This window comes from Kitasatospora sp. NPDC049285 (assembly GCF_040678815.1).
Lineage (GTDB): Bacteria > Actinomycetota > Actinomycetes > Streptomycetales > Streptomycetaceae > Kitasatospora.
The window spans coordinates 53,259-78,873 of record NZ_JBFAQR010000017.1; the positions used below are offsets into that span (position 1 = coordinate 53,259).

Genomic DNA, 25,615 nt, shown 5'->3' on the forward strand with positions numbered 1-25,615 from the left:
CTCTTGACTCCGATCCCATGCGGTCGCAAGATGGCCACACCGCCGGGCTGATCCCCCTTCCTCGCTCAGCGATCCGGCCCCCCTCTCGGGCATCCCCGACCCCCTCCACAGGAGCCGTGCCATGTCTGCTTCTCGCACCTCCGGCCGCAGAGCCCTCCGCCTGACCGCCACGCTCACCGCCTCCGCGCTCTCGATCACGCTGCTCGCGGCCTGCGGCAGCGGCGGCAGCTCGGACGCCGCCCCGGCGAGCGACGGCCAGCCGGTCACCATCACCTTCTGGGGCTGGGCCAAGGGCACCAAGGAGGTCGTCGACGCGTTCAACGCCTCGCACAAGGACGTCCAGGTCAACTTCGAGCAGATCCCGTCCGGTGTGGCCGGCGGTTACGCGAAGATCTCCGACGCCTCCAAGGCCGGCAACGCCCCCGACGTGTTCAACGTCGAGTACGCGGCGCTGCCGGACTTCGTCAGCCAGGGCGCCGTCCAGGACATCACCAAGCTGGTCTCCACCGACCTCAAGGCGAAGTACCTGCCGCAGGCCGTCGAGCTGACCACGCTGGCCAAGGCGCAGTGGGCGCTGCCGCTGGACGCCGCCCCGCAGGCGCTCTTCTACCGCAAGGACCTGTTCGAGAAGGCCGGCATCACCACCGCGCCGCAGACCTGGGACGAGTACCGCGCGGACGCCCAGAAGCTGAAGGCCGCCAACCCGAACACCCGGATCGGCACCTTCTTCCCGGACGACCCGAGCACCTTCGAGGCGCTGTCCTGGCAGGCCGGCGCGCACTGGTTCACCGGCCAGCAGGACACCTGGAGCGTGGACATCAACAGCAGCCAGACCAAGTCGGTCACCGACTACTGGCAGCAGATGGTCGCCGACGACCTGGTCCGCGTGCAGCCGTCGTTCAGCCAGCAGTGGACCGCCTCGCTGCAGAAGGGCGAGACCGCCGCGTACCTCGGCGCGGCCTGGGGCGGCGGCGTGCTGAAGTCCACCCTGGCCTCCACCCCGGACGCCTCCGGCAAGTGGGCGGTCGCCCCGATCCCGAGCTGGGACGGCAAGCCGGCCAGCGGCATGCTCGGCGGCTCGGTCTTCGCGGTCTCGAAGAACAGCAAGAAGGCCAAGGCCGCCGTCGAGTTCGCGACCTGGGCCACCACCACGCCCGAGGGCATCAAGGCGCGCATCGCCTCCGGCACCTCCTCGCTCTTCCCGGCCGACCCGGAGCTGATCCCGTCCGCCAAGGCCGCCTTCAACACCGACTTCTACGGCGGGCAGGACATCTACTCGGTCTTCGTCGACTCCTCCAAGTCGATCCGGCCGGGCTGGACCTGGGGCCCCACCATGGGCCTGACCAACAACGCCATGAAGGACGTGTTCGGCAAGCTCGGCCAGGGCGGCACCATCCAGTCCGCGGTCGACGCCGCCCAGCAGGGCACCATCGCCGAGCTCAAGAACCGCGGACTCAAGGTCGCCCAGTGACCGACCGCACCACCGGCACCACCGGCCCCTCCCGCGCCGCCACCGTCAGGCGGCGCGGGAGGGGCGGGGCCCCCGCCCTCCTGCTGGCCCCGTTCTTCGTCCTGTTCACCGCGGCGACGCTGGTCCCGATCGGCTACGCGGTGTACCTGAGCCTGTTCACCGAGCGCCGCTCGGGCCTCGGCTTCGGCGCGCCCGAGACGGTCTTCACCGGACTCGCCAACTACGGCCGCGCGCTGGGCGACCCGGCGTACCGCGACGGCTACCTGACCATCGCCCAGTACTGCCTGCTGTACATCCCGGTGATGGTCTGCCTGTCGCTGGCGGTGGCCCTGCTGCTGGACTCGGTGCTGGCCCGCGCCAAGCGCTTCTTCCAGCTCGCGCTGTTCCTGCCGCACGCCGTCCCCGGCATCATCGCGGCCCTGGTGTGGACGTACCTGTACACGCCCGGCATCAGCCCGGTGCTGGACGCCCTGAGCGGCGCCGGAGCCCAGCTCGACGTGCTCGGCCACCCGCTGCCCGCCGTGGTCAACATGGCGGTCTGGGAGTGGACCGGCTACAACATGATCATCTTCTTCGCCGCCCTGCAGGCCGTCCCCCGCGAGGTCCTGGAGGCGGCCGTGGTCGACGGCGCCGGCGCCCTGCGCACCGCGTTCAGCATCAAGGTCCCGCTGATCAAGGCGTCGATCGCGATGGTCGGCCTGTTCACCGTCATCGGCTCGCTCCAGCTCTTCACCGAACCGGTGATCCTCCGCGGCGCCTCCCCGGGCGTCACCAGTACCTGGACCCCGAACATGTACGCCTACACCGCCGCCTTCGAGCGCAACGACTACGGTCTGGCCGCAGCCGCCTCCGTGCTGCTCGCCCTGGCCGCGGCGCTGCTCTCCTACGTCGTCACCCGGGCCACCCGGGGCCGCTCCGCGCGCCGGACGGAGGCCACCCGATGAGCACGCACGCCAAGCAGCACCGCCCCTGGGCGCTCTCCAAGGCCGCCGTCAACGGCGCCCTGGTCCTGGTCACCCTCTACACCCTGCTCCCGCTCGGCTGGCTGCTCACCGCCTCCGCCAAGAACACCCCCGACCTGCTCGGCGGCAACACCCTCACGCCGGGCAACTTCCACCTCGGCCAGAACCTGCACGACCTGGCCACCGCGGACGGCGGCATCTACTGGCGCTGGTACCTCAACTCCCTGCTGTACGCCGGGGGCGGCGCCCTGCTCTGCGCGTTCATCTGCGTCTGCGCGGGCTACGCCTTCGAGGTCTACCGCTTCCGCGGCAAGGAGAAGCTCTTCGGCCTGGTCCTGGTCGGCGTCCTGGTGCCCACCACCGCGCTGGCCCTGCCGATGTACCTGCTCGCCTCCGAGGTGGGGATCGTCAACACCTTCTGGGCCGTCTTCCTGCCCAGTCTGGTGTTCCCGTTCGGCGTGTACCTGTCCCGGATCTTCGTCGCCGGCTACGTGCCCGGCGAGGTCCTGGAGGCCGCCCGGATGGACGGCGCCGGGGAGCTGCGCACCTTCTGGTCGATCGGTCTGAAGATGGTCATGCCCGGCTTCGTGACCGTCTTCCTGTTCCAGTTCACCGCCATCTGGAACAACTTCTTCCTGCCGCTGGTGATGCTCTCCGACACCAAGCTCTTCCCGGTCAGCCTGGGCCTCTACTCCTGGAACAGCCAGACCCACGCCGAGCCGCAGTTCTACCCCCTGGTCGTCACCGGGTCACTGCTCGCCGTGCTCCCGCTCGTCATCGCCTTCGTCGCCCTGCAGCGGCACTGGAAGGCCGGCCTCACCGCGGGAAGCGTCAAGTGACCTCGCCCGCCCCCGGCTTCGCAGACCCCTCGGAGAATCGCGTGCCCCAGCAGTCCACCGCAGCCGCCCGGTCCGCCGCCCCGGCGGACCCCGAGCGGCGCCGCCCGCGGGCCGTGCTGGCCATGCACCCGCAGCTCGCCCCGCAGCTGATCGACGCTCCGGCGATGGCCCGGCTCACCGGCCTCGCCGACCTCGACCCGTCGCTGGTGGTCGACGACTTCACCACCCCCGCGGCCGCCGCCGCGCTGGCCGACGCCGACGTCCTCGTCACCAGCTGGGGCTGCCCGCCCCTCGACGAGGCGGTCCTGGCGGCCGCACCCCGGCTGCGCGCCGTCATCCACGCCGCGGGCTCGGTCAAGCACCACGTCACCGACGCCTGCTGGCAGCGCGGCCTCCAGGTCACCTCCGCCGCCTGGGCCAACGCCCTGCCGGTCGCCGAGTACACCGTCGCCGCCGTCCTGTTCGCCAACAAGCAGCTGCTGCGGCTGGCCGCCGACTACCGCGAGCTGCGGGCCCGGCACGACTGGCAGGCCGCCTACCCGCGGATCGGCAACTACCGCCGCACCGTCGGCGTCGTCGGCGCCTCCCAGATCGGCCGCCGGGTGCTCGAACTGCTCCGGCCGTTCGACCTGGACCTGCTGCTGCACGACCCCTTCCTCGCGCCCGACGAGGCCGCCGCGCTCGGCGCCCGTCTGGTGGAGCTCGACGAACTGTGCACGCTCAGCGACGTGGTGAGCGTCCACGCGCCCGAGCTGCCCGCCACCCGGCACATGATCGACCGCCGCCGGCTCGCCCTGCTGCCCGACGGCGGCACGGTGATCAACACCTCGCGCGGCTCGCTGATCGACCAGGAGGCACTAGTCGACGAACTGGTCACCGGGCGTCTGCACGCCGTCCTGGACGTCACCTCACCCGAGGTGCTGCCCGAGGACTCGCCGCTCTACGACCTGCCGAACGTGCTGCTCACCCCGCACGTCGCCGGCTCCATGGGCACCGAACTGCACCGGATGGCGGCCGCCGCCGTCGACGAGCTCGCCCGGTTCGCCGCCGGACTGCCCTTCGCGCACCCCGTGCTGGCCCAGGAGATCCACCGCACCGCCTGACGGCGCGCTGACCCGCCGTCAACACCTGAGCGCCTACCGCCCCGAGGGGTGGTAGGCGCTCCGTCGTCGGTCCGTCAGCTCAGCGGGCGGCAGAGCAGCGCGTCCGGGACGCCGTAGTGCAGCCACCTCCAGGTGCAGGCGACGCCGGCGACGTACTCGTTGTCGGCGCACTGGCCCATGTAGTACCCGGGCGCCCAGTCACTGCCCACGTACCGCTCGTCGGCGACCTTCACATACGCGGCGCCGCCGGGCGCGGGTTTCCGGCGATCGTCGCTCACGCTTCACCCACGGGCCTCGATTGGCGCACGTACCATCGGTGCTTTCGATCAGCGCGTGACCGAGTGATACTTATTTGCGCACCACACCACCGAGGTCCGGCCCGACGTCCCGGGCGGCGATAAGGGGAGCCATGACCATCACCGCCGAACAGCGGCGCGCCCGGATCCTCGAAGTGGTCCGGGAACTGGGCACGGTCCGCGTGCTGGAGCTGGCGGCCCGGATCGACACGGCTCCGGTGACGGTGCGCAGGGACGTCGCCGCGCTCGCCGAGAGCGGCCAGCTGCGCCGCTCGCACGGGGCCGTCTCCCTGCCGCTCGGCGACGCCGCACCCGGCGCCGCCGTCGGACGCGACCGGGTGATCGGCATGCTGGTGCCCACCGTCGGCTCGTACTTCGACGAGGTGATCGACGGGGCGCGCACGGCGGCCGCGGCCACCGGCGCCCGGCTGGTGCTCGGCATCGCCTCCTACGAGGCCGCGGACGACCGGGCCCAGGTCGGCCAGTTGCTCGACGCCGGCGTCGACGGGCTGCTGTTGACCCCGAACTGGCACCCGGGCAGCGACCCGGCGGACGCGGCGTGGATCCGCGAACTGCCGGTGCCGGCCGTGCTGGTGGAACGGCTCGCCGCCCCCGGCAGCGCCGCGGCCGACCTGCCCGCGGTCGGCTCCGACCACCGCCACGGCGTCCTGCTCGCCCTGCGCCACCTGGCCTCGCTCGACCACAAGTCGGTCCTGCTGGCGGCCCGCGAGGACAGCTGGACGGCCCACCAGGTGCGGGCCGGCTACGCCGAGGCCGTGCGCCTGCTGGACCTCGAACCCCGACCGGTGATCGACATCCACCGCCCGGGCCTGGACACCGAGGCCGTGGCCGAGCGGATCGCCGAGGCGGTCGCCGACGGGGTACGCGCGGTGCTGGTGCACAACGACCACGAGGCGATCCAGCTGGTTCCGGCGCTGCGCGCCCGCGGCCTGCGGGCGCCCGACGACCTCGCGCTGATCTCCTACGACGACGTGTTCGCCGCCCTGGCGGCCCAGCCGCTCACCGCGGTCGCCCCGCCCAAGCGGGCGGTGGGCGCGGCCGCCGTGGAGCTGGTGCTCCGACGGCTCGCCACCGGTCCGGACCTGCCGGTCCACCACGTGCGGCTGCTGCCCCGACTCAAGATCCGGACCTCCTGCGGAGGCGACACCCGCGAGCAGTGACGCCTCGCGGAGTGGGCCGACGGCCGGTCGGAGGAGGGGGCTTCCGACACCGGCCGTCGGCGGCCCGGGTGCCGGACCTTCCCGACCCAGCCCATCGGCCCCGAACCGCGGCGGATGGGCCCGTTTGCGCGCGAGCGTCCGCCACACCCGACAATCTACGGATCAGGATCGGATCAAGTCAACATTCGAGCTTCATTTGAACATCAAGTGGTCATTTGATCTGAGCGTCAGTGGTCCTGGCGCAGCTCCTCGTAGGCCCGCCCCACGCGCTTGCGGGTGGTACCGAGCTTCCTGAGCACCTTGGCGACGTGGTGCTCGACGGTGCGCGGCGACAGGAACAGCGCGTCGGCGATCTGCTGGTTGGTGGCTCCCCCGGCGAGCAGCTCGGCGACCTGGTGCTCCCGCGGCGAGAGGTCGCCGCCGTAGCCGCGGCGGCCGGGTGCGGGCCGGGCCAGACCGAGCTCGCGCAGGCCGTGTTCGCAGCGCGCGGCGTCGGCGGTGGCGCCGAGCTCCGCGAACGCCGTCAGCGCCTCGGTGACCAGCGCGGAGGCCGCGGCCGGGTCGGCGCCGCGCAGGGCGACGCCCTGCCGTTCCACCGCCCGGGCCCGCTCGTACGGGCGTCCGATCGCCTGCCACCTCCGGGCGGCGGCGGCGTAGTGCCCGACCGCGGCGTCCGGCTCGGCGTGCTCGGCCAGCAGGCCGAGGGCGAGCTCCAGGTCGGCGGCGGCGGCCGGGCTGTCCCGCCCGCCGACGGCGCGCTCGACCTCGCCGGCCAGCTGTTCGGCGGCCGCCCGCTCGTCGCAGGCCAGCGCAGCCTCGACGGCGACCGGCACCAGGCCGGGCGACTTGGCCCAGGTCCCGGCCCGCCGCAGCAGGTCCACCGCCGGCGCGGCGACCGCCCAGGCCCGGGCCGGCGAGCCCTGGGCGAGGTGAACGGCGCCCAGGCCGGCGGCGGCCCGCAGGGCGACGCTCACCGCGAGCTGCCGCTCCCCCGCCTCCGCGGCGCTGCCGAACTGCTCCAGCGCCGCCGCCCGCTGCCCGCGGGCGGCGGCGAGGAACCCGGTCACCAGTGCGCGCTCGGTGTGCGGGACGGCGATGCCGGGGAACTCGTCGATCAGCGCGTCGAAGCGTTCGTCGATGCCCTCCCAGTCCCCCGCCAGCGCGGCCAGCCGCAGCAGGGCGACCCGCGCGTAGCACGCGACGAGCGGGCTGCCGGCCCGTACGGCCAGGCCCTGGGCCTCGGTCATCAGGGCCGTCGCCCGCCGGTCGTGGCCGAGTTCGATCGCGGCGTCCGCGATGTTGTGCAGGGCCCGCGCGGTCTGCCGGACCACCTCGGGGTCGTCCGCGTGCCGGGGCAGCTGCTCGGCCAGCGCCCACACGTCCTGGTCTGCCAGCCAGGTCAGCAGCGTCAGCCGGGAGGCCCGGACGGCCGCCTTCACCGCCTGGTCCGGGCTGTCCCCGACGGTGTCCTCGGCGCGTTCGATCCAGTGCAGGCCGTGCTCGACGCCCTTCCGCTCGTCGAAGGCCAGGGCCAGCAGCGCCCGGGCGGCGCGTTCCGGGCGGGCCCGGAGCTCGTCCGCGGCCCGGGCGACCTCGCGGAATCCGGCCAGGTCGTCGGCCTCGTTCAGCAGCAGCAGGCCGTGGGCGAGGCGGATCTCGCCGCGGATCTCCACCGGGAGCTGGGGGTCGGCGAGCAGGCGGCGCAGCAGGCGGGCGTTGGTGGCGAAGTCGACGCCGTTGGCGGCGATCCCGGCCAGCGCCAGAGCCGCGCGGGAGCGCTGCTCGCCGGCCAGCCGGGGCTCTTCGAGGAGTTGGTGGAGCAGGGTCGCGGCGGTGCCGGTGTCACCGACCGACACGGCCTGCTCGGCCGCGTCCTGGGCGCGCACGAGCCACGCCTCGCGGTCGCCGGCGGCCTGGGTGTGGTGCGCGATCTGCACCAGCCGCGGGGGTGTGCGGGCCTGCAGGGCCGCCACGGCGCGCCGGTGCAGGCGGACCCGCGCGGGTGCGGGGATGTGCCCGTAGGCGACCTGCTGGGCGAGGACGTGCCGGAACACGTACCGGCCGTCGTCGGCCTCGCGCAGCACGGACGCCTGGAGCAGTTCGATCAGCGCCCGGGCGCCGTCGGGCGCGTCCAGCCGGGCGATCGTGGCCAGCAGGTCCTCGTCGGCGGGTACCGCCAGCACCGCGGCGGCCTCGGCGACCGCCCCGGCCTCGCGGGACAGCATGCCGAGGCGCTCGGTGACCGCCTCGCTGAGACCGCGCGGCACGTCCGCGTCCTGGAGGCGGGCGGCGGCGTCCGCGTACCCGTGGGTGCGGCCGTGTTCGGCGAGGGTGATCAGGTCCTCCTCCGCCACCAGCGGCAGCCCCTCGCTGCGCTGGTACAGGGCCGTGCCCAGGTGCGCGGTGGCGTCGGGTCCCATGGCGGCGACCGCCAGTTCCTGGATGTCGGGCTCGGCGAGCGGGCCGAGCCGGATGACGGTGCCGCTGGTGCCGGGCGGGTGGCGGTAGGCGGCGCCGAGGACGGCGCTCTTCGGCGGGAGGTCCTCGGCCCGGTAGGTCAGCACCAGGCTGAGCTGCGGGGGCAGGTCGCGCGCCAGCAGCAGGAGCAGGTCGCGGGTCGCCTCGTCCACCCAGTGCAGGTCCTCGACCACCAGCGCGGTCGGTCCGAGTGCCCCGAGGAGCGAGCGCACCGCCTGCACCAGGCGGAAACGCTGCGCGGAGGCGTCCAGCGGCTGGGAGGGCGGCGGCGGGAGCCGGTCGGCGAGGTCGGGCAGCAGCGGGGCGAGCGCGCCGGCGGTCGGCGGGAGCGGGCTCTCGGCCCGCTGGAGGTCGGCCCGGCGCAGGGCGTCCACGACCGGCCCGTACGGCAGGGGTTCCCGCAGGGGGTGGCAGAACCCGGTCAGCACCTGGTGGCCGTTGCGGGCGAGCACCGCGGCGGCCTCCCGGATCAGCCGGGACTTGCCGACCCCCGCCTCCCCTTCCACCAGCACCACGGCCGGCGGATGCCGCACCGCCGCCAGCAGCAGCCCCGACTCGCGGCCGCGGCCGACGAACCGGAACCGCCCGCCGGGATCAGCCGTCCCGCCGTCGAGCGCGCGCGTCACGTGACCACCGTCCTTGCGTGACCACGGTAGGGCCGGCCCCTGGGGGCGGCAAGCAGCGTCGCCGCAGGCGGTCGGCGCGTCACCCGGGGTGCGGCACCGGGACCTTCGCCACCGCTCGCGTGCCGTCCGGGTCGCACCACAGCATGCAGCCGGTCGAGTACGCGTTGACCAGTGCCAGGCCGCGCCCGGCCAGGGCGCCGCCGCCGCTGTCGAGGACGGTCGACGCGGGCGCCGCGCGCCACTGGCCGCGGTCCCGGACCTCGATGGTCAGCGTGTGCGGGCGGAGGCCGATCAGCACGGCCACGTCGGGGCTCGCGCTGTGCCGCACGGCGTTGGTCGCCAGCTCGGTGACGATCAGTGCCGCGGCGTCCGTGACGCTCTCCGGCAGCCGCCAGTGCCGTGCCACGGTCCGGGCGAAGCGCCGCATCCCCGGCACCGAGCGGGCCTCCGCGGGAACCACGCAGGCGGCGGCACTGTCGGCCGGGCGGCCTGCGCGGGTCGTCGACTGGTGGCAGGTGTCGGCGGTGGGCATCGGGACTCCCTGGGGGCTGGACGGTACCTCTCCCACACCCTCCGGGACCGGACCCGGAGAAACCATGCGGACCCCGGACGATGCGGGTACCCATTCCTCCCCGCCCCGACCCGCGGCGAGGCGGCCGCCGGGAGGGCCGGTGCGCGGCGTGGCGGGTGCCGGTGGGAGTCACCGGACCGCCCGCCCGGCAAGCCTCGCGACGGGCCGACGGGCTCGCGGCCCGGGGAGGACGAGGTCCCAGGCGAGCAGCGCCGCGCCGAGGCACCCGGCCAGGCGGCCGAGGCGGGCCGGGACGATCATCGGCGGGGCGCCGAAGGCCAAGCCGCTCGGCCACGGCGGCGCGCAGCGGGACGAGGTACGGGTCCCCGGCGCGGGCCAGCCCGCCGCCGATGACGATCCGCTCGGGGTCGAGGAGGCGGATCGCGGCGCCGAGGCCGTCGGCGAGGGCGTCGATCGCGTCCGCCCAGATCCGGGCGGCGACGGTGTCGCCGGCCTGCGCGCGCCGCTGGACCTCGTCGGCGCCCACCCCGGCCTCGCCGGTGGCGTGGCGGTAGCGGCGGGCGACGGCCGCGGCCGAGGCGAGGGTCTCGACGCAGCCGCGGCCGCCGCAGGCGCACGGATCGCCGCCCGGGCGGACCACCAGGTGGCCGAGTTCCCCGGCGGACCGCCGCGCGCCCGCGTGGACCTTGGCGTCGAGCACCAGGGCGGCGGCGACGCCGGTGCCGACCGGGACGAAGAGCGAGGAGCGGCAGCCCCGGCCCGCGCCGATCCTGGCCTCGGCGAACCCGCCGGCCCGCACGTCGTGCCCGAAGGCCACCGGGACGTCGACCTGCTCGGCCAGCCAGTCGCGTACCGGAACGTCGCGCCAGCCGAGGTTCGCGGCGTGCACGGCCGTGCCCGCCGCCTCGTCGACGATGCCCGGCACCACGATGCCCGCCGCGACCGGCGCGAACCGGTCGGCGAGGTCGCGGGCGTGGGCGAGGACCGTCTCGACCACGGCCTCCGGGCCCAAGTCGGCGCGGGTGGGGTGCCGTTCGGTGTGGACCAGCGAACCGTCGGCGGCCATCACACCGGCCTTGATCTCGGTGCCGCCCACGTCCAGGGCGATGACGCGACCGGCGGACGCCGGAAGGCGGTGGTCACTCACGATCACCCGATCCGATGTGGTCACGCGGTGTCGCCTCGAAATCCGCCGGGTGTGCCGCAGGTCTTGACGCGGACACCGGACCTGTCCACTCTTGCTCGAACATGCTTGATTCCAGCCATTACGAGTCAAGTTCAATCACGCATTGCATGCCTAGGAGCATCGCATGAGATGGCACCACCGTGTACTCGGAATCTGTTCGGCGGCTTTCCTGACGGCCGGTCTGGCAGTCACCGCGGGCACGCCTGCCGTGGCCGACACCCTCGCGGCCAACACCAGCACCCCGGTCGGCACCAAGCCGATGATGGGGTTCAACAACTGGGCCCGTTTCACCTGCACGCCGCAGGCGCGGCTGGACGGCACCCGGGACGGCTACTCCTTCCAGCAGTTCATGGAGGACCAGGCGAAGGCCATGAAGGACACCGGCCTGGTCTCCGCCGGATACACCAACCTCACCGTCGACGACTGCTGGATGCAGCGGACCTCCGCCGGCTACCTGCACGGCGCCGCCGCCTGGAACGGCAGCAGCCAGCCCGGGTTCGACTGGGAGCTCACCGACTACGCGAACTACGTCCACGGCCAGGGCATGGACGTCGGCGTGTACAGCACGTCCGGGGTGAACACCTGTCAGGGCGTGCCCGGCGGCATCATGGGCCACGAGCAGGTCGACGCCAACTCGCTCGCGTACTGGGGCGTCGACTCGCTGAAGCTGGACAACTGCGGCACCACGACGAGCAACCGCCAGCAGGAGTTCACCGCCACGGCGAACGCGCTGAAGACGGCCACGGCGAACACCTCCCGCAAGATCCTCTTCAACGAGTCCGCGCCGGCCGGGTACGGCCCGAGCTCCGCGGAGAAGTACCGCACCATGGACTGGGTCCGCGGCCTCGGGCAGATGTGGCGCGACAGCCCCGACATCGCGGTCTGGCACAACGCCACGCCGATGGCCTCCGGCTGGGACTGGCAGCACGGCTCGGACTACTACGAGGGCGGTGTGCTGCAGAACTTCACCGACACCGTGGCCCTCGCCCGCTACAACGGCGCCGGCAACCACAACGACGCCGACATGCTGCTGATCGGTGACAACAACCAGCTCACCCTCGCCGAGCAGCGCAGCCAGTTCGCGCTGTGGTCCGCGATGGGCTCGCCGCTGATGATCAGCACCGACGTCCGCAAGATGGCCGCCGACCCGGCCACCTACGCGCCCCAGCTCGGCATCCTGAAGAACGCCGACATCATCGCCGTCGACCAGGACACCACCGCCGGCGGCTACCTCGCCGCCCGCGACGGCGCCGCCACGACCTCCGGCACCGAGGTCGTCGTCAAGCCGCTCGCCGACGGCTCCCGCGCCGTGGTCGTGCTCAACAAGAACGCCACCCCCACCACCTACACCCTCGACCTCAGCCGCGTGGGCTTCGCCAACACCGGCTGCGCCCGCACCGCCAAGGACCTGTGGGCCCACACCAGCGCCCAGGTGACCGGGTCGATCACCACCACCATCGCGGCCCACGACAACGCCATGTACACCATCGCGCCCGGCAGTTGCGGCGCGGCGCAGGCCACCGGCCAGATCCAGGCCGCCCAGCCCGGCTTCCAGGCGTACGCCTTCTGCCTCGACGCCTACAACGGCGCCACCAACGGCACCACCGTCGGCCTGTGGGACTGCCAGAGCGGCAGCAACCAGCAGTGGCAGCGCCAGGCGAACGGCCAGATCAGCTCGCTGGCCGCCCCCTCGCTCTGCCTCTCCGGCGAGAGCACCGGCCTGAAGCTGCGCACCTGCGACGGCACCGACGCGAAGCAGCTCTGGACCTACACCCGGGCCGGCCAACTCAAGGCCAACGGCCAGTGCGCCGACATCGCCGGCGGGGTCCTCGACCAGCGCAGCGCCGCCGTCGCCACCTACACCTGCGGCACCTACCAGCCCAACCAGACCTGGAGCGCCCCCTTCACCACTCCCCCCAGCCCGTAAGCGAGACCCGCGCGCGAGACCGGACGGCCCCCGCCCCTGTGCGGGGGCCGTCCCCGTGCGCCGGTGGTGCTACCCGGTGCGGCGCAGCAGGTCGGAGAGGGCGAGGCGGGACGAGACGTCGAGTTTGCGGTAGATGCGGGAGAGGTGGGTCTCCACCGTGCGGGGGCTGAGGAAGAGGCGTTCGGCGATCTCGCGGGTGCGCAGGCCGGCCGCGGCGAGTTCGGCGATCTCCCGTTCGCGCTCGCTGAGCAGGCCGAAGGGGTGGGCGGTGCGGGAGTGCGCGGACAGCTCGGCGCGGACGCGGGTCACGCGTTGCGCGACGAGCAGCGCCGCGTGGGTACGGGCGACCGCCTCGGCGGCGTCGAGCCGCCCGAGGGCCTCGGCCGGGCCGTGGGCCTGGTGGACGGAGTGCGCGCCGGCGGCGAGGGTCCAGGCGTACTGGACGGGCATGCCGGCTGAGCGGAACGTTTCGGCGGCGAGGGTGAACTGACGGGCCGCCGGGTCGTGTTCGCCGTCGGCCGCGTGCAGGTGGGCGCGGGCGGTGCGGGCGTAGGCCTGCTGGACGGGCAGGCCGAGGCGGTCGGCTTCCGCCTCGGCGGACTTGACGAGGCGTTGGGCCTCCTCGCGGTCCCCGCAGTCGAGGGTGGCGGTGGCCAACAGGGAGAGCAGGAAGGGCCGGGAGAAGGGCCGGACCTGGGGCAGGTGGTTGCCGCGTGCGGTGTCCAGCAGGGTCCGCCGGCAGCCGGCGGGGTCGCCGGCGAGCAGCCGGGCGTGGGCGAGCAGGCCCGTCGCCGAGGCGCTCCACCAGTCGTGGCCGGGCGGGTGGGCGCCCGTCGCCTCCTCGACCAGGGCCAGGGCGTCGTCGGCGTACTCCTGGCCTCGGGCCCACAGCAGGGCGGTGGCGCGGATCACCTGGGCCAGGGTGACCGCGGGCTGCACGCCGAGGGAGCGGCCGAGGTGCTCGGCCTCGCGGGCGTGCTGCTGGGAGGCGTCCAGGCGGCCGGTCCACTGCTCGGCGGTGGCGAGTCCGAGGAGCCGGTGCAGCAGGATCGGCCGCAGCGGACCGGTGCGGTCGGCGGTCAGCCCCCGGCTCAGGTGGCGGGCCGCGTCGGTGAACCGCTCCAGGTAGAGCTCGGCGCTGCCGAGCAGGGCGAGGGTCTCGGGGGTGCGTCCGGCGAGCGGGTCCGGAAGGGCGTCCACCAGCCGGGCGCAGTGGGCGACTTCGTCGAGCGCCTCGGCCAGCTCTCCGGCGTGGGTGACGCAGAGGGCGTCGAGCACCCGGAGCACGGTGCGGTCGGCCCCGTTCGCGCCACCGGCCCGGTCGGACCCGTTCGCGCCCCCGCCCCCGTCGGCCCCGTGGGAGCCGCCGCCGCCGTCCGCCTCGCCGAGCGCCCGGACGGCCTGCCGGAGCAGGGCGCGGGCCTGGTCGTGCGTCCCGCGCAGGACGTGCACCAGCCCGTGCTCGATGACCAGTTCGGCGGCTTCGGCCGGGAGCGGGACGGGCAGCGGGCGGGGCAGCAGGCCGAGGGCGGCGTCGGCGATGGCCGCCGCTTCCGCGTGCCGGCCGAGCTGCCGCTCGGCGCCGGCGCAGACGGCGTGGGCCTGGAGCAGCTGCCGCTCGGTGAGCGCCGCGGCCCGGCGGCCCAGCAGGTCGTGCGCACGGGTGCGGGCCTCGTCCAGCTGGCCCGAGGCGATCAGCGCGCGGCAGCAGGCGAGTTCCAGCTCGGTGCGGACGGCGGCGTCCGCACCCCCGGCGGGCAGCGACTCCAGGGCGAGGCGCAGCCAGTGCGCGGCGGTCGCCGGTTCCTGCGCGGCGATCTCCGCGGCGCCGTCCGCGAGGGTGCGGGCGGCGAGCGCGGCGTCGCTGCCCAGCAGGTGCTCGGCGTGCCGGGCGCGGTCGCGGGCCCGGCCGCCGCGGGCGGTGGCGAGGTCCAGCGCCCGGCGGTGGGCGCGCAGCCGGAAGGAGAGTCCGGCGCGCTCGTGCGCGACGTGGCCGACGACGGGGTGACGGAACATCAGGCCGCCTCGCCAGTCCGCCTGGCGCACCAGGTCGGCGGCCTCCAGTTCGGCGAGCGCGTCGAGGGTGGCGTCCATGCCCAGCTCGGAGACCCGGGCGACGTCCTCCGGGCGGAACGGGCTGCCGGCGACGGCGGCGGCCGAGGCCGTGAGCACGGCCGGCGGCGACAGCGCGTCGAACTCGGCGGCCAGCGGTTTCGCCGCGCGCAGCAGCCCGGCGCTGTCGGTGCCCGCGCGGTCGGGCCAGTGCTCGGGGCGCCAGCCCGCCGCGGCGAGCAGGCGCACGTACCGCGGGTTGCCCTCGGCCGCGGCGCACAACCGGGCCGTGAACTCCCGGAGTTCGGCCGGGGTGCGGAACGCGGGGACGGCGGGGGCGGGCAGGTCGGCGAGCAGCGCGGCCACGGCGTCGGGGGTGAGGGGGCCCGGTTCGATCCGCGTCACCGTTCCCGTCCGCGCGCCGTCCGCCAGGGCGTCCCGTAACTCGGGCGCGGTCTGCCCGGGGCGGTGCGCGAGGGCGAGCAGGAACGGGGCGGGCACCACGGAGCGCACCAGCCGGACGAGCAGCGCCGTCGAGTCCGGGTCGCACAGGTGGACGTCGTCCAGGACCAGGACGCACCCCGCCGCCCAGGCGGCCGACCGGTCGCCCTCCTCGTCGAAGCGCTGCGGCCGTCCGCCGGCCGCCTGCCGCGCCTCCCAGGCGTCGCGGAACACCTGCAGCGGGGCGGCGGCCCGGCGCAGGGCGTGCGCGCGGACCACCGGGACGCCCCGCTGGGCGGCCAGGCCGGCGAGCGCCGCGGCCAGCCGGGTCTTCCCGCTGCCCGGCTCCCCGGAGATCTCCACGACCGCGCCCCGGCCGCCGCCCAGCGGCTCCAACGCCCTTGCGAGCAGGCGGAGTTCGGCGTCCCGTCCGACGAGACGCCCGGCGGCGGCCGGTGGGTGCACTGCGGCCATGGGGCGCCGTCCTCCCTTTCAGGGGCCGAGGCGAGCGCCCGCGGGTGCGCCGCACGGGGGCTCGACTTCCGTTTCTGAAGTACTGTGCCCGCTTCGGCGTCGTTTTCAACGCCAGTACGGTGCTTTGCAGTTCGATCAGTCGGGGATGTCCCATGTGAACCGGTGCACGTGGATGCCGAAGTACGGGAAGGACTCCACGGTGCGCACCTGCGGGATGGCACGGATCCGGTCGTTGATGAGGCTGGACAGCTCGTCCATGGTCCGGCAGACGACCTCCGCGAACAGGTCGAACGAGCCGGCCGTGGACACCAGGTAGATCACGCTGTCGATGCCGTCCAGGGTGTCGATGACGTCCGGCAGCCCGCCGTCGACCCTGATGCCGAGCAGCGCCATGACGGGCAGTCCGAGTTTCAGCGGGTCGGTGACCGCGGCGAACTGCAGCAGGCCGCGCTCCATCAGCCGCTGCACCCGGGTGCGCACGGCGGGGGCGGACAGCCCGACCTCCCGGCCCAGGTCGGTGTACGAGGCGCGGCCGTCCTGCTGGAGCAGCCGGATCAGGATCCTGTCGAGCGCGTCCAGCTCGTCACGGGCCGTCACGTGGTCCCCTCTCCCTCACCCCGGGTGTGCGAACGAGACCGTAGCAACTCGGCGGCCGCCGGGGGGTGCCCCCGACCTCGGCGGCTGCGCGGATACGTACCGCGATTACGTGCTTCCCCCGACGCAGTCGCATCTGCGTTCGATGAAGCTGGGGTCCCGCTGCCGACCGCCGTCGAGTCGAAAGGCCGGTCAAACGTGACCATGTGCGAGCCGCCGACCGCACCGCAGGGCGCGTCCCGCGTCCGGTTCTCCCTGCTCGGGCCGCTGGCGGTCCGGATCGGGGACGACGTGGTGGCGCTCGGTCCGCTCAAACAGCGGCTCGTCCTCGCCATGCTGCTCTGCCAGCCCAACCGGTTCGTCCCGGTCGACCGGCTGATCGAGGCCGTCTGGGCCGACGAACCGCCCCGCACGGCGCGCAAGAACATCCAGGTCTACGTCTCCGCCCTGCGCCGGACGCTGGCCCCCGCCGGGGACCGGATCGTCCACGGGCCCGGGGGCTACCTGCTGCGGCTCGCCGAGCCCGAACTGGACGTCCTGCGGTTCCAGGCCCTCGCCGGGACCGCGCGCCGCACCGCCGCGGACGGCCGGCTCGAAGCGGCCTACGGGCTGTTCGACAGCGCCCGGCGGCTGTGGACCGGGCCGCCGCTCCCCGAACTGCGCTGCTCCGAACTGCTGCGCGGACAGGTCGGCCAACTGGTCGGCCGCTACCTCGCGGTGTGCGAGGACTGGGCGGAGGCCGCGCTGGACGCGGGCCGGCCCGCGGAGGTCGCCGAGGTGACGGCGGAGCTGCTGGAGCAGCACCCGCTGCGCGAACGGCTGCGGGCCGCGCACCTGTCGGCGCTGCACCGGTGCGGGCGGCGGGCCGAGGCGCTGGCCGCGTACGAGGAGGTCCGGCAGCTGCTGTCCCGGGAACTGGGCCTGCCGCCGAGCTCCGCCCTGACGACGCTGTACGAGTCGATCCTCGCGGACGACGGGCCCGTGCCGGGCCCCGGGTGGCCGGGGCAGCGCCGCGCTCCGGTCGCGCTGCCCTCCGCCGTCGCCGACTTCACCGGCCGCGGCGAGGAGCTGCGGGACCTGCTGGCGGCGGTGTCGGACGGCGGGGCGGTGGTGCTCGTCACCGGCCCGGCCGGGGTGGGGAAGACGGCGCTCGCGGTGCACGCCGCGCACCGCCTGGCGGAGCGCTTCCCCGACGGCCGGATCCACCTCGGGCTGCGCGAGCCGGACGGGTCCCGCCGCTCCCCGGCGTCGCTGGCGGCCGAACTCCTCCGCTACGCGGGCCGGGACACGGGGGCGGCCCCGGACCCCGAATCGGCCGCCGCCCGGTGGCGGGACTGGCTGGCCGTCCGCCGGGTGCTGCTGGTGCTGGACGACGCACCCGACGAGGCGAGCGTGCGCCCGCTGCTGCCCGGCACGGGTGCGAGCAGCGTCGTCGTCACGGCCCGGACCCGGCTCGCCGGACTGGCGGGCACCCACCGGGTGGACCTGCCGCCGTTCCCGCTCGACGAGGCGCTGGAGCTGCTCGATCGGATCACCGGCCGGGTCCGCGGCGACCGGGCGGCGGCCGAACGCGTCGTCCGGGCCTGCGGCCTGCTGCCGCTCGCGGTCCGGGTCGCCGGCCTGAAACTCACCGTGCTGCGGCACCTGCCGCTGGCGGAGTACGCGCAGCGGCTGGCCGATCCGCGCGTCGTGCTGGACGAACTCGCGGTCGGCGACCTCGACGTGCGGTCGGTGGTCGCCGACGAGTGGCGGCGGCTGGGAGACGTCCAGCGGTCCGCGCTGCTGCGGCTCGCGGCGCTGCCGGACCCGTCGGTGTTCACGGCGGAGCGCGCGGCGGCCGCGCTGGGGTGCACGCCGGACGCGGCACGGCGGCGGATCGAGCGGCTGATCGAGGCCGGGCTGGTCCTCTCGCCGACCGGCGAGGTGACCGCGCACGCGGCGGTGTACACGCTGCCGCACCTCACCCGCCTGCTCGCCCGGGAGCGGGCGTCCGGCGACCGGGCCGGCCGGGAAGCGGTGTGAGGGACCGGGTGCCCCGCCCGAGCGGGGCACCCGGGAACCGCGGCTCAGTACTCGGCGCCGACCAGGCTGACGAGGCTGACGCAGGAGTTCTCGCTCTTGTCGACGTCCTTGCTCAGGCCCTGGGCGTCGAGCACGGAGCTGTGCGCCTCGACCTCGGCCACGTCCTCGGTCCGCTCCTCGGTGGGTTCGACGTTCTCAGCCATGGCATCTCCCTGGCGGTTGTGGTGACGGGCCGACCGCGAAGCCCGCGGTCCGGCACGAACAGGACGCTAGGCGGCGGGAGTTCGGCAACACCCGACCACCGGTATGAAAACGGTGGTGCCCCAGGTCAGCGGCCCGCACGGAGCCCGGCACGGACCCCGCACGGCGCCGGTCCGGCCGCCCACCAGCGCCCATACCGGTCCACAACCGCCCGTCGACCGGATCGCAACCCGTGCGACGGACCCTGCTGGGGGACACGGCCGCGTCCGGGCGGCCCACCGACGAACCGGGGGCGGCGCGTGGAACTGGCCGAACTCATCGGACTGCGACCGGTCCCGGGCGCGGGCCTGTTCCTCACCCTCACCCGGCGCTGCCCGCTCAGCTGCGCGCACTGCTCGACCTCCTCGACGACGACCGGGGAGGAACCGCGGGCGCAGGACCTGCTGCGGTTCGTCGGCTCGTTCACGCCCGCGGACCGGCCCGAGGTGCTGATGCTCACGGGCGGCGAGCCGCTGCTGCTCCCCGACCTCGCGGCGCGGCTCGCGGCCTCCGCCCGCGCCGCCGGCACCCGCACCGCGCTGCTCAGCGGGATGTTCTTCGCCCGGGGCGGCCGGGTGCCCGCCCCGGTCATGCGGGCGATCTCCGCCGTCGACCACTTCTCGGCGAGCCTGGACGTCCACCACGAGCGCGAGGTCCCCCGGGCCGACGTGCTGCGCGCGGTCCGGCACGTCCGCGACGCGGGCATCCCGGTCAGCTTCCACCTCACCGGCAGCGGCCCGGACGACCCGTACCTGGCGGACGCCACCGCGCAGATCCGGCGGGAGTTCGCCGACCGGGTGCCGATGCTGGTCAACGAGGTCCGCCCGGTGGGCCGCGCCGCCGCCTGGGCGGCCCGGGCCCGCCGCCCGGTGGACCCGCAGCGGGCGCTGCCCTGCCCGATGGCGGCCTGGCCGGTGGTGGCCTTCGACGGCGCGGTGCTGGCCTGCTGCAACCAGCAGACCGTGGACCGCCGTCCGGCCCCCGCGCACCTGCTGCTCGGGCACGCCGCCGAGGACGGCTGGCCGGCCGTGCGCCGCCGCCTGCTGTCCTCCCCGGTGCTGCGGATGATCCGCACCGTCGGCCCGGCGCACCTGGGCGCCCGGTACGCCGGGGCACCGGCGGAACCGGACTGCGGCTACTGCGGGACCTGCCGCGGCCTGGCCGGGCGCCCCGAGGTGCTGGCCGGCGCCGAACGGGACGCCTCCGGCCCGGTGGGCGTCCTGCTGGAGCGGGAGGCGGTCAGGCTCCAGGTCGAGGCCGGCCCGGTGGACGTGGTCCGGCGCCACGGCAGCCCGCCCTACGCGGAGCTGGTGGCACTGGGCGGCCCCGGCGGCGGATCGGTATGAGCGGCCTGAGCCGGTCGGCCGCGCTGCGCGTCAAGCTCGGCCTCGCCGCCCCCGCCCTGCACGCGGCCTCGGCCGCGCTGTGGGAGCCGTCCGGCCGCGCCCGCCGGTACGTCGCCTACCTGTACGCGATGCACGCCCTGATCCGGGCGTCCGTCCCCCTGATGGAGCACGCCGCCCGGCGCTGCGCGCAGCTGGCGCCAGGTGACCCGGTGGCCGGCCCGCTCGGCCGGTACCTCGCGCAGCACATCGAGGAGGAGCGCGGCCACGACGAGTGGCTGCTCGCCGACCTGGCCGCGGCCGGCGCCGATCCGGCGGCCGCCCGCGGCGCCCTCGGCCCGCCCGTGGTGGCGGGCCTCGCCGGGGCCCAGCACTACTGGATCGAGCACCACCACCCGGTCGCCCTGCTCGGCTACGTGCGGGTCCTCGAGGGCAACGCCCCGGCGCCCTGGCTGGCCGACCGGCTCGCGGCGCGCACCGGCCTGCCCGCGGCGGCCTTCCGCACCGTGCGCGACCACGCGGACCTCGACACCGGGCACCTGGCGGCACTCGACGACCTGCTCGACGAGCTGCCCCTGACGCCCGCTCAGGAGGTGGCGGTCGCGGTCAGCGCCCTCCACACGGCGGACGGCGTCGCCCGTCTCTTTCTCCAGCTGGCAGCCACCCCAGGAGGTTCCGGATGACCGACACGACCGGCCCGCAGGACACCCTCGCCCGCCTGCAGGCGGCGGGATTCGACCTGAACGCGTTCACCGACGACCAGCGGGAGGTCCTCGGCGCGCTGACCCCGCACGAACTCGGCGTGCTGGTGGACATCAAGGGCCGCCTGGACGAGACCGGACCCGAGGTGCAGGCGCACGCCGACATCGCGGGCGGGGCGCTGTTCTGACATGGGCGACTGCTCCGCGTGCCGGCACGCGCTGCCGCCCGACGCACGCTTCTGCCCGTCCTGCGGCGCCCCCAGCGCGGCGCCGTCCGAGGGTCCGCCGGACGGCCGCAAGCTGGTGACCGTCCTCTTCTGCGACCTGGTCGGCTCCACCGCGCTCTCCGGGACGCTCGACCCGGAGGTCCTGCGCACCGTCACGCTGCGCTACTTCGACCTGATGCGGCGTCAGATCGAGGCCCACGGCGGCACGGTCGAGAAGTTCATCGGGGACGCCGTCATGGCCGTGTTCGGCATCCCCACGGTGCACGAGGACGACGCGCGCCGCGCCCTCGCGGCGGCGCTGGACATGGTCGGCGCGCTCGACGGGCTGAACACCGCGCTGGCCGCCGAGCTCGGGGTCCGCCTCGACGTCCGGATCGGCGTCAACACGGGCCAGGTGGTGGCCGGCGCCGACACCTCCGCGCGGCAGGCGCTGGTCTCCGGCGAGACCGTCAACGTGGCCGCCCGGCTGGAGCAGAACGCCTCCGCCGGACAGATCCTGATCGGCCCGGACACGCTGCTCTCCGCGGGCAGCACCGTCCGGGCCGAACCGGTCGGGCCGCTTCAGCTCAAGGGGAAGGCCGAGCCGGTGACGGCGCACCGCTTGCTCGGGCTCGGCGAGGACGATCCCGAACTGCTGCGCCGCTTCGACGTCCGCTTCGTGGGCCGGCGGGCCGAGTGGGCCGCGCTCGACGCCGCGCTGGCGGACGTCGCCGAGGGCCCCCGGGTCCGGCGGGTGCTGGTGCACGGCGAGGCCGGGCAGGGCAAGACCCGCCTGCTGCGCGAATGGCTCCGGCGCACGCCGCGGCCCCACCTGCACGGCGCCGGCCGCTGCCGGCCGTACGGCGAGCAGGGCAGCCTGCGCCCGCTGGCGGACGCGGTGACCGAGCTGCTCGCCACGGCCGGGCGCGCGCCCGCGGGGGCGGGCCCCGCCTCCGCCGGGCGCCGCGGCTTCGAGGAGGCGCTGGGGCTGCTGTCCGGGGGCCTGCTGCTGGACGGCACCCCGACGCCCTCGCTGGACGAGACCTGCGCGGCGCTGGTGCGCGTCCTGCGGACGGTGGTCGCCGACGCCCCCGTCGTCCTGGTGGTCGACGACGCCCAGTGGGCGGGGCCGCTGCTGTTCGACGTCCTCGACCGGCTGGCGGGCGAGCTCGACGGGGCGGCCGTCCTGCTGGTCTGCCTGGCCCGGCCCGAACTGCTGGACACCCGGGCCGAGCCGCTCGGCGCGCGGGCCCTGGCGCTGCCGTTGACCGGGCTCTCCGACGCGGAATCGGCGCTGCTGGCCGGCGAGTTGGCGGAGGTCGACGCGCACGGCGACGAGCTGCCGGCCGCACTGCTGGAGCGGGCGGGCGGCAACCCGCTGCACCTCGAACAACTGCTGGCGGCCGCCGCCGAGTCCGGGCTGCGGGACGGGCTCCCGACCACCGTGCAGGCCGTGCTCGGGGCCCGGATCGACGCGCTCGCGCCGCCGGACCGCGGCGTCCTGGACCTGGCCTCGATGCTGGGCCGGGAGTTCACGGTGTCCGAACTGGCCGGGCTCGCCGGGGCGCGGCCCGGCGGCGCGCCCGGCACGCCGGAGGCCGTCCGGGCCGCGCTGCTGCGGCTGGCCCGGCGGCGGCTGGTGGAGCCGGTCCCCGTCGCCGCGCCCGACGAGGCCTCCTTCCGGTTCGTCAGCGGCCTGGTCCAGGAGGTCACCTACCAGTCGCTGTCCAAACGGGCCAGGGCCGAGGGGCACGCCCGGGCGGCGGAGCTGCGCTCGGTGCGCGCGACCGGCCCCGCCTCGGTCGGCAGCCACCTGGAGCACGCCCACCGCCACCGCGCCGAGCTGGGCCTGACCGACGAGGTCACCGACGCGCTGCGGGTCCGGGCGGCCGACACGCTCGGCCACGCCGGCGCCCAGGCGCTCGCCCGCTCCGACCTGCCCTGGGCGGCCGACCTGCTGGGCCGCGCGGTCGCGCTGCACCGCACCGGCGACGCGGGCGACGCCGCCGCCGCGCGCCGGCTCGGCGAGACCCGGCTCGCGCTGGGGCTCACCGGCGACGGGCTCGACCTGCTGCGCCGGGTGCACGCCACCGCGGCGGACCCGGTGGAGGCGGCCCACGCCCGGCTGGCGCTCGCGACCGTGAGCCCCGGCGGCGAGTCGCCGGCCCGGGCGGCCCGCGATGCCCTGCCCGTGTTCGAGGCCGCCCGCGACCAGCTCGGCCAGGCCCGGGCCTGCCTACGGCTCGGCCAGCGGCACCAGGCGCAGGGGCGGCACGGCGAGGCGGCCGCGCTGCTCACCCGCGCCCTGTCCCACGCGGTGAACGCCGACGGCGAGCCCGAGCGGGCCGCCGCCCTGGGCGCGATGGGCGTCTCGCTGTGGCGCGGTCCGCAGCACGCCGCCGCGGCCGTCGACCACTGCCGGGCCCTGCTCGCGGAGCACGGCGCGCACCGCCGTACGGTCCGGCTGACGCTGAGCTGCCCGCTGGCGCTGCTCCTCGCGCTCGACGACGACTGGGACGCGGCCCGGGCGAGCCTGGCGGAGGCCGAACGGCTGGCCGCGGAACTCGGGTTCGCGGAGGCGCGGGTCTTCCTGCCGGTCTTCGGCGCCACCGTGGAGACCCTGGCCGACCGGCCGGAACGGGCCCTGGCCCTGCTGGCGGACGCGGCCGTCGAGGGCCGCCGGTACGGCGCCGGCACGCTGCTCGACGGCATCGCGCTGGAGTCCGCCCGGCTGCTGGTCGACGCCGGCCGGGTCGATGAGGCCGCCACCGCCGTCGAGCGGCTGACCCGGGAGTCCGGCCGGCCGCACGCCGAGGCGGTCGAGCTGGACGGGCTGCGCGGCCGGATCGCCGCCGCTCAGGGGCGCCGGGAGGACGCGCTGCGGCTCGCCGACCGGGCCGTCGCCGCCGCCGCGGCCACCGACTCCCCGGTCGTGCGCGGCCTCGCCGCGCTGGACCACGCGCGCACCTGCCTGCTGCTCGGCCTCGGCGCCCGGGCCGCGGAGTCCGCGGCCGAAGCCGCGAGCCGGTTCCGCGCCAAGGGCCACCGGCCGGGGCAGCGGTGGGCCGCCGAGGCCTCCCGCGCCGCCGCCGGCCGCCCCGCCGTCCCGTCCGCCCACCCGCACCGGATCGAGCACCGATGACCACACCGAGCAGTACCGCAGACGGCCGCGAACTGACCTGGAGCCTGCGGGGCAGGGGCCCCGCGGACATCCCGGTGGCGGCGGCCGCCCTCCCCGACGCCGCCGCGGCGGCCACGGGGGGAACGGGCCGGGGCGTGCGGGTCTGCGTCGTCGACTCGGGGGTCGAGCGCGACCACCCCGTCGTGGGCCCGGTGCACGGGTCCTGGGTGGTCGTGAAGGACGACGACGGGGTCCGGGTGGAGCGCACCGACACCGGCGACACCTGCGGCCACGGCACCGCCTGCGCGGGCATCGTGCGCCGCGTCGCGCCGGAGTGCGAGCTCTACAGCGTCCGGGTCCTCGGCGAGCGCTTCTCCGGCACCGGGGACGTCCTGATGGGCGGGCTGCGCTGGGCCGTGCGGCAGGGCTTCGACGTGGTGAACCTGAGCCTGTCGACCACCCGGACCCGGTTCGCGGAGGAGCTGCACGCGCTGGCCGACGAGGCGTACTTCACCAGCACGGTGATCGTCGCCTCGGCGCACAACACGCCGGTGGAGAGCTTCCCCTGGCGGTTCGCCTCGGTGGTCTCGGTCGGCAGCCACCACGAGGACGACCCCGGGCTGCACCTGTACAACCCGCGGCCGCCCGTGGAGTTCTTCGCGCCGGGCCAGAACGTCGAGGTCGCCTGGCTGGGCGGCGGGACGATCCGCACCACCGGCAACAGCTTCGCCACGCCGTTCATCACCGGGCTGGCGGCCCGCATCCTGTCGGCGCACCCCCGCATGACGCCCTTTCAGCTGAAGAGCGCGCTGTACCTCTCCGCCGCCAACGTCCGTCTCCCCCACGCCGGCAGCGGTCCGCAGGCCGCCGCCGACGGCGTCCCCCAGTAGAGGTGCCCCTGTGTCCCGTGCGAACCGACCCGCGACCGACCCCTCCGGTACCCCGGCCGACCCCGCGGCCCGCGAACTGCTCCAGTCGATCGTCGACGTGGCCCGCGCGATCTTCGGGGCCGAGGCGAGCTCGGTGTTCCTGCTCGACGAGGAGGCCGGCGAGCTGGTCTTCCAGGCCGTCTCGGGTCAGGGCGAGGAGTTCCTGGTCGGCCGGCGCTTCCCGGCGGACCGCGGCATCGCCGGCTGGGTGGCCGCCTCCGCCGAACCCATGATCGTGGACGACCTGGCGGCCAACGCCTCCTTCGACCGCTCCCTGGCGCAGTCCACCGCGTACGTGCCCGACGCGATCATGGCCGCGCCGCTGATGGACGGCGACCGGGTCCTGGGGGTGCTGGAGGTGCTCGACCCGGCGCCGCAGTCCCGCTCCAGCCTCTCCGACCTCGACCTGCTGTTCCTGTTCGCCCGGCAGGCCTCCGTCGCGCTGCGCATCGTCACCGAGCGGCGGGCCGACCCGGCCGCCGCGGGGGTCGGCCTCGCCCCCGACCGGCGCACCGAGGCGGCCGAGCTGGTGCGCCGGCTGGAGGAGCTGCTGGTGGACACGCCGCGCCCGTGACCCGCCGCCGCACGCGGCCGCGCCGCCGACTCCGGTGTCCGGGGTCGGCGGCGCGGCGGTTGCAGCCGGGCGCTACAGCGTCTCGTAGAAGTGGCTGGCGAAGATGCTCAGGCACGGGTAGGCCGCGTCGGCCTCGGGCTCGGGGTCGGCCTCCAGCTGCTGGAGGGCGAGGATCTCGGTCATGAAGGTGTTCCTTCCCGGTCGGGTCAGTAGGTGTCGTTGTCGACGAACGAGCTGGCGTAGACGCTGAAGCAGGGGAAGGGGTACGCCTCCTCCGCCTGCTCGGTCTGGATCTCGAGCTGCTGGAGGGCGAGGAT

Annotated in this window: 20 protein-coding genes and 1 pseudogene; 13 read left to right on the plus strand and 8 right to left on the minus strand. The window is 75.5% G+C overall.

Annotated features, from left to right (window positions below):
- The first annotated feature begins 121 nt into the window (after positions 1-121).
- From AB0K51_RS14145 to AB0K51_RS14160, 4 genes are all read left to right on the plus strand, one after another.
- Positions 122-1,471, plus strand: a complete 1,350-nt coding sequence (locus AB0K51_RS14145) for a sugar ABC transporter substrate-binding protein (RefSeq protein WP_363454130.1) — start codon at positions 122-124, stop codon at positions 1,469-1,471.
- An 80-nt stretch (positions 1,472-1,551) separates the two neighbouring features.
- Complete coding sequence (locus AB0K51_RS14150; protein WP_363454222.1) at positions 1,552-2,415, plus strand: sugar ABC transporter permease; 864 nt, start codon at positions 1,552-1,554, stop codon at positions 2,413-2,415.
- Entirely contained in the window at positions 2,412-3,272 is an 861-nt protein-coding gene (locus tag AB0K51_RS14155) for a carbohydrate ABC transporter permease (protein ID WP_363454132.1), read from the plus strand. Before AB0K51_RS14150 ends, AB0K51_RS14155 begins: the two co-directional genes overlap by 4 nt.
- A 122-nt stretch (positions 3,273-3,394) precedes the next feature.
- Positions 3,395-4,375 (plus strand): hydroxyacid dehydrogenase, encoded by a 981-nt coding sequence (locus tag AB0K51_RS14160; RefSeq protein WP_363454224.1) that lies wholly within the window; start codon positions 3,395-3,397, stop codon positions 4,373-4,375.
- A gap of 74 nt (positions 4,376-4,449) precedes the next feature.
- Here AB0K51_RS14160 and AB0K51_RS14165 read toward each other — a convergent pair whose 3' ends face one another.
- Positions 4,450-4,653, minus strand: a complete 204-nt coding sequence (locus AB0K51_RS14165) for a hypothetical protein (RefSeq protein WP_363454134.1) — start codon at positions 4,651-4,653, stop codon at positions 4,450-4,452.
- A gap of 131 nt (positions 4,654-4,784) precedes the next feature.
- Here AB0K51_RS14165 and AB0K51_RS14170 point away from each other — a divergent pair, with 131 nt between their 5' ends.
- Positions 4,785-5,852, plus strand: a complete 1,068-nt coding sequence (locus AB0K51_RS14170) for a LacI family DNA-binding transcriptional regulator (RefSeq protein WP_363454136.1) — start codon at positions 4,785-4,787, stop codon at positions 5,850-5,852.
- 227 nt (positions 5,853-6,079) lie between these two features.
- Here the strand turns inward: AB0K51_RS14170 and AB0K51_RS14175 are convergent, their stop codons facing one another.
- The 3 genes and pseudogenes from AB0K51_RS14175 to AB0K51_RS14185 form a co-directional block, all read right to left on the minus strand.
- Positions 6,080-8,956, minus strand: a complete 2,877-nt coding sequence (locus AB0K51_RS14175; protein WP_363454138.1) for an AAA family ATPase — start codon at positions 8,954-8,956, stop codon at positions 6,080-6,082.
- Positions 8,957-9,035: 79 nt separating this feature from the next.
- Positions 9,036-9,488: an ATP-binding protein gene (locus AB0K51_RS14180; protein ID WP_363454140.1), complete on the minus strand. Its 453-nt coding sequence runs from the start codon at positions 9,486-9,488 to the stop codon at positions 9,036-9,038.
- Positions 9,489-9,867: 379 nt separating this feature from the next.
- A pseudogene (locus AB0K51_RS14185) lies at positions 9,868-10,554 on the minus strand (ROK family protein); the annotation flags it as partial.
- A 328-nt stretch (positions 10,555-10,882) separates the two neighbouring features.
- On the opposite strand from AB0K51_RS14185, the gene AB0K51_RS14190 reads away from it, so the two are divergent.
- Entirely contained in the window at positions 10,883-12,601 is a 1,719-nt protein-coding gene (locus tag AB0K51_RS14190; RefSeq protein ID WP_363454142.1) for a ricin-type beta-trefoil lectin domain protein, read from the plus strand.
- A gap of 69 nt (positions 12,602-12,670) precedes the next feature.
- Here AB0K51_RS14190 and AB0K51_RS14195 read toward each other — a convergent pair whose 3' ends face one another.
- Together AB0K51_RS14195 and AB0K51_RS14200 are read right to left on the minus strand one after the other, a co-directional pair.
- Complete coding sequence (locus AB0K51_RS14195; protein ID WP_363454144.1) at positions 12,671-15,568, minus strand: LuxR C-terminal-related transcriptional regulator; 2,898 nt, start codon at positions 15,566-15,568, stop codon at positions 12,671-12,673.
- A 135-nt stretch (positions 15,569-15,703) separates the two neighbouring features.
- The gene (locus tag AB0K51_RS14200; protein ID WP_363454146.1) at positions 15,704-16,165 is read right to left on the minus strand and encodes an Lrp/AsnC family transcriptional regulator; all 462 of its coding nucleotides are present in this window, start codon (positions 16,163-16,165) and stop codon (positions 15,704-15,706) included.
- 201 nt (positions 16,166-16,366) lie between these two features.
- Here AB0K51_RS14200 and AB0K51_RS14205 point away from each other — a divergent pair, with 201 nt between their 5' ends.
- Positions 16,367-18,184: a BTAD domain-containing putative transcriptional regulator gene (locus AB0K51_RS14205; protein WP_363454148.1), complete on the plus strand. Its 1,818-nt coding sequence runs from the start codon at positions 16,367-16,369 to the stop codon at positions 18,182-18,184.
- A gap of 44 nt (positions 18,185-18,228) precedes the next feature.
- Here AB0K51_RS14205 and AB0K51_RS14210 read toward each other — a convergent pair whose 3' ends face one another.
- Positions 18,229-18,387: a hypothetical protein gene (locus AB0K51_RS14210; RefSeq protein ID WP_363454150.1), complete on the minus strand. Its 159-nt coding sequence runs from the start codon at positions 18,385-18,387 to the stop codon at positions 18,229-18,231.
- 297 nt (positions 18,388-18,684) lie between these two features.
- On the opposite strand from AB0K51_RS14210, the gene AB0K51_RS14215 reads away from it, so the two are divergent.
- The 6 genes from AB0K51_RS14215 to AB0K51_RS14240 are packed head-to-tail and all read left to right on the plus strand — an operon-like array spanning position 18,685 to position 25,298.
- Positions 18,685-19,770 (plus strand): radical SAM protein, encoded by a 1,086-nt coding sequence (locus AB0K51_RS14215; protein WP_363454151.1) that lies wholly within the window; start codon positions 18,685-18,687, stop codon positions 19,768-19,770.
- Positions 19,767-20,450 (plus strand): iron-containing redox enzyme family protein, encoded by a 684-nt coding sequence (locus AB0K51_RS14220; protein ID WP_363454153.1) that lies wholly within the window; start codon positions 19,767-19,769, stop codon positions 20,448-20,450. Before AB0K51_RS14215 ends, AB0K51_RS14220 begins: the two co-directional genes overlap by 4 nt.
- Positions 20,447-20,656, plus strand: coding sequence for an aroma-sacti cluster domain-containing protein (locus AB0K51_RS14225; RefSeq protein ID WP_363454155.1), 210 nt, complete (start codon positions 20,447-20,449; stop codon positions 20,654-20,656). The genes AB0K51_RS14220 and AB0K51_RS14225 overlap by 4 nt, the downstream gene beginning before the upstream one ends.
- A gap of 1 nt (position 20,657) precedes the next feature.
- The gene (locus AB0K51_RS14230) at positions 20,658-23,816 is read left to right on the plus strand and encodes an adenylate/guanylate cyclase domain-containing protein (RefSeq protein WP_363454157.1); all 3,159 of its coding nucleotides are present in this window, start codon (positions 20,658-20,660) and stop codon (positions 23,814-23,816) included.
- Positions 23,813-24,685, plus strand: coding sequence for a S8 family serine peptidase (locus tag AB0K51_RS14235; RefSeq protein ID WP_363454159.1), 873 nt, complete (start codon positions 23,813-23,815; stop codon positions 24,683-24,685). The genes AB0K51_RS14230 and AB0K51_RS14235 overlap by 4 nt, the downstream gene beginning before the upstream one ends.
- A gap of 10 nt (positions 24,686-24,695) precedes the next feature.
- On the plus strand, positions 24,696-25,298 hold the full coding sequence (locus tag AB0K51_RS14240) for a GAF domain-containing protein (protein WP_363454161.1): 603 nt from the start codon (positions 24,696-24,698) through the stop codon (positions 25,296-25,298).
- A 72-nt stretch (positions 25,299-25,370) separates the two neighbouring features.
- Here the strand turns inward: AB0K51_RS14240 and AB0K51_RS14245 are convergent, their stop codons facing one another.
- On the minus strand, positions 25,371-25,481 hold the full coding sequence (locus AB0K51_RS14245; protein WP_363454163.1) for a class III lanthipeptide: 111 nt from the start codon (positions 25,479-25,481) through the stop codon (positions 25,371-25,373).
- Positions 25,482-25,615 lie beyond the last annotated feature (134 nt).

Coding starts and splice junctions, on each gene's coding strand:
- AB0K51_RS14145 (WP_363454130.1), top strand. CDS start 122: ATGTCTGCTTCTCGCACCTCCGGCCGCAGAGCCCTCCGCCTGACCGCC.
- AB0K51_RS14155 (WP_363454132.1), top strand. CDS start 2,412: ATGAGCACGCACGCCAAGCAGCACCGCCCCTGGGCGCTCTCCAAGGCC.
- AB0K51_RS14160 (WP_363454224.1), top strand. CDS start 3,395: ATGCACCCGCAGCTCGCCCCGCAGCTGATCGACGCTCCGGCGATGGCC.
- AB0K51_RS14170 (WP_363454136.1), top strand. CDS start 4,785: ATGACCATCACCGCCGAACAGCGGCGCGCCCGGATCCTCGAAGTGGTC.
- AB0K51_RS14180 (WP_363454140.1), bottom strand. CDS start 9,488: ATGCCCACCGCCGACACCTGCCACCAGTCGACGACCCGCGCAGGCCGC.
- AB0K51_RS14195 (WP_363454144.1), bottom strand. CDS start 15,568: ATGGCCGCAGTGCACCCACCGGCCGCCGCCGGGCGTCTCGTCGGACGG.
- AB0K51_RS14205 (WP_363454148.1), top strand. CDS start 16,367: ATGTGCGAGCCGCCGACCGCACCGCAGGGCGCGTCCCGCGTCCGGTTC.
- AB0K51_RS14210 (WP_363454150.1), bottom strand. CDS start 18,387: ATGGCTGAGAACGTCGAACCCACCGAGGAGCGGACCGAGGACGTGGCC.
- AB0K51_RS14220 (WP_363454153.1), top strand. CDS start 19,767: ATGAGCGGCCTGAGCCGGTCGGCCGCGCTGCGCGTCAAGCTCGGCCTC.
- AB0K51_RS14225 (WP_363454155.1), top strand. CDS start 20,447: ATGACCGACACGACCGGCCCGCAGGACACCCTCGCCCGCCTGCAGGCG.
- AB0K51_RS14230 (WP_363454157.1), top strand. CDS start 20,658: ATGGGCGACTGCTCCGCGTGCCGGCACGCGCTGCCGCCCGACGCACGC.
- AB0K51_RS14235 (WP_363454159.1), top strand. CDS start 23,813: ATGACCACACCGAGCAGTACCGCAGACGGCCGCGAACTGACCTGGAGC.
- AB0K51_RS14245 (WP_363454163.1), bottom strand. CDS start 25,481: ATGACCGAGATCCTCGCCCTCCAGCAGCTGGAGGCCGACCCCGAGCCC.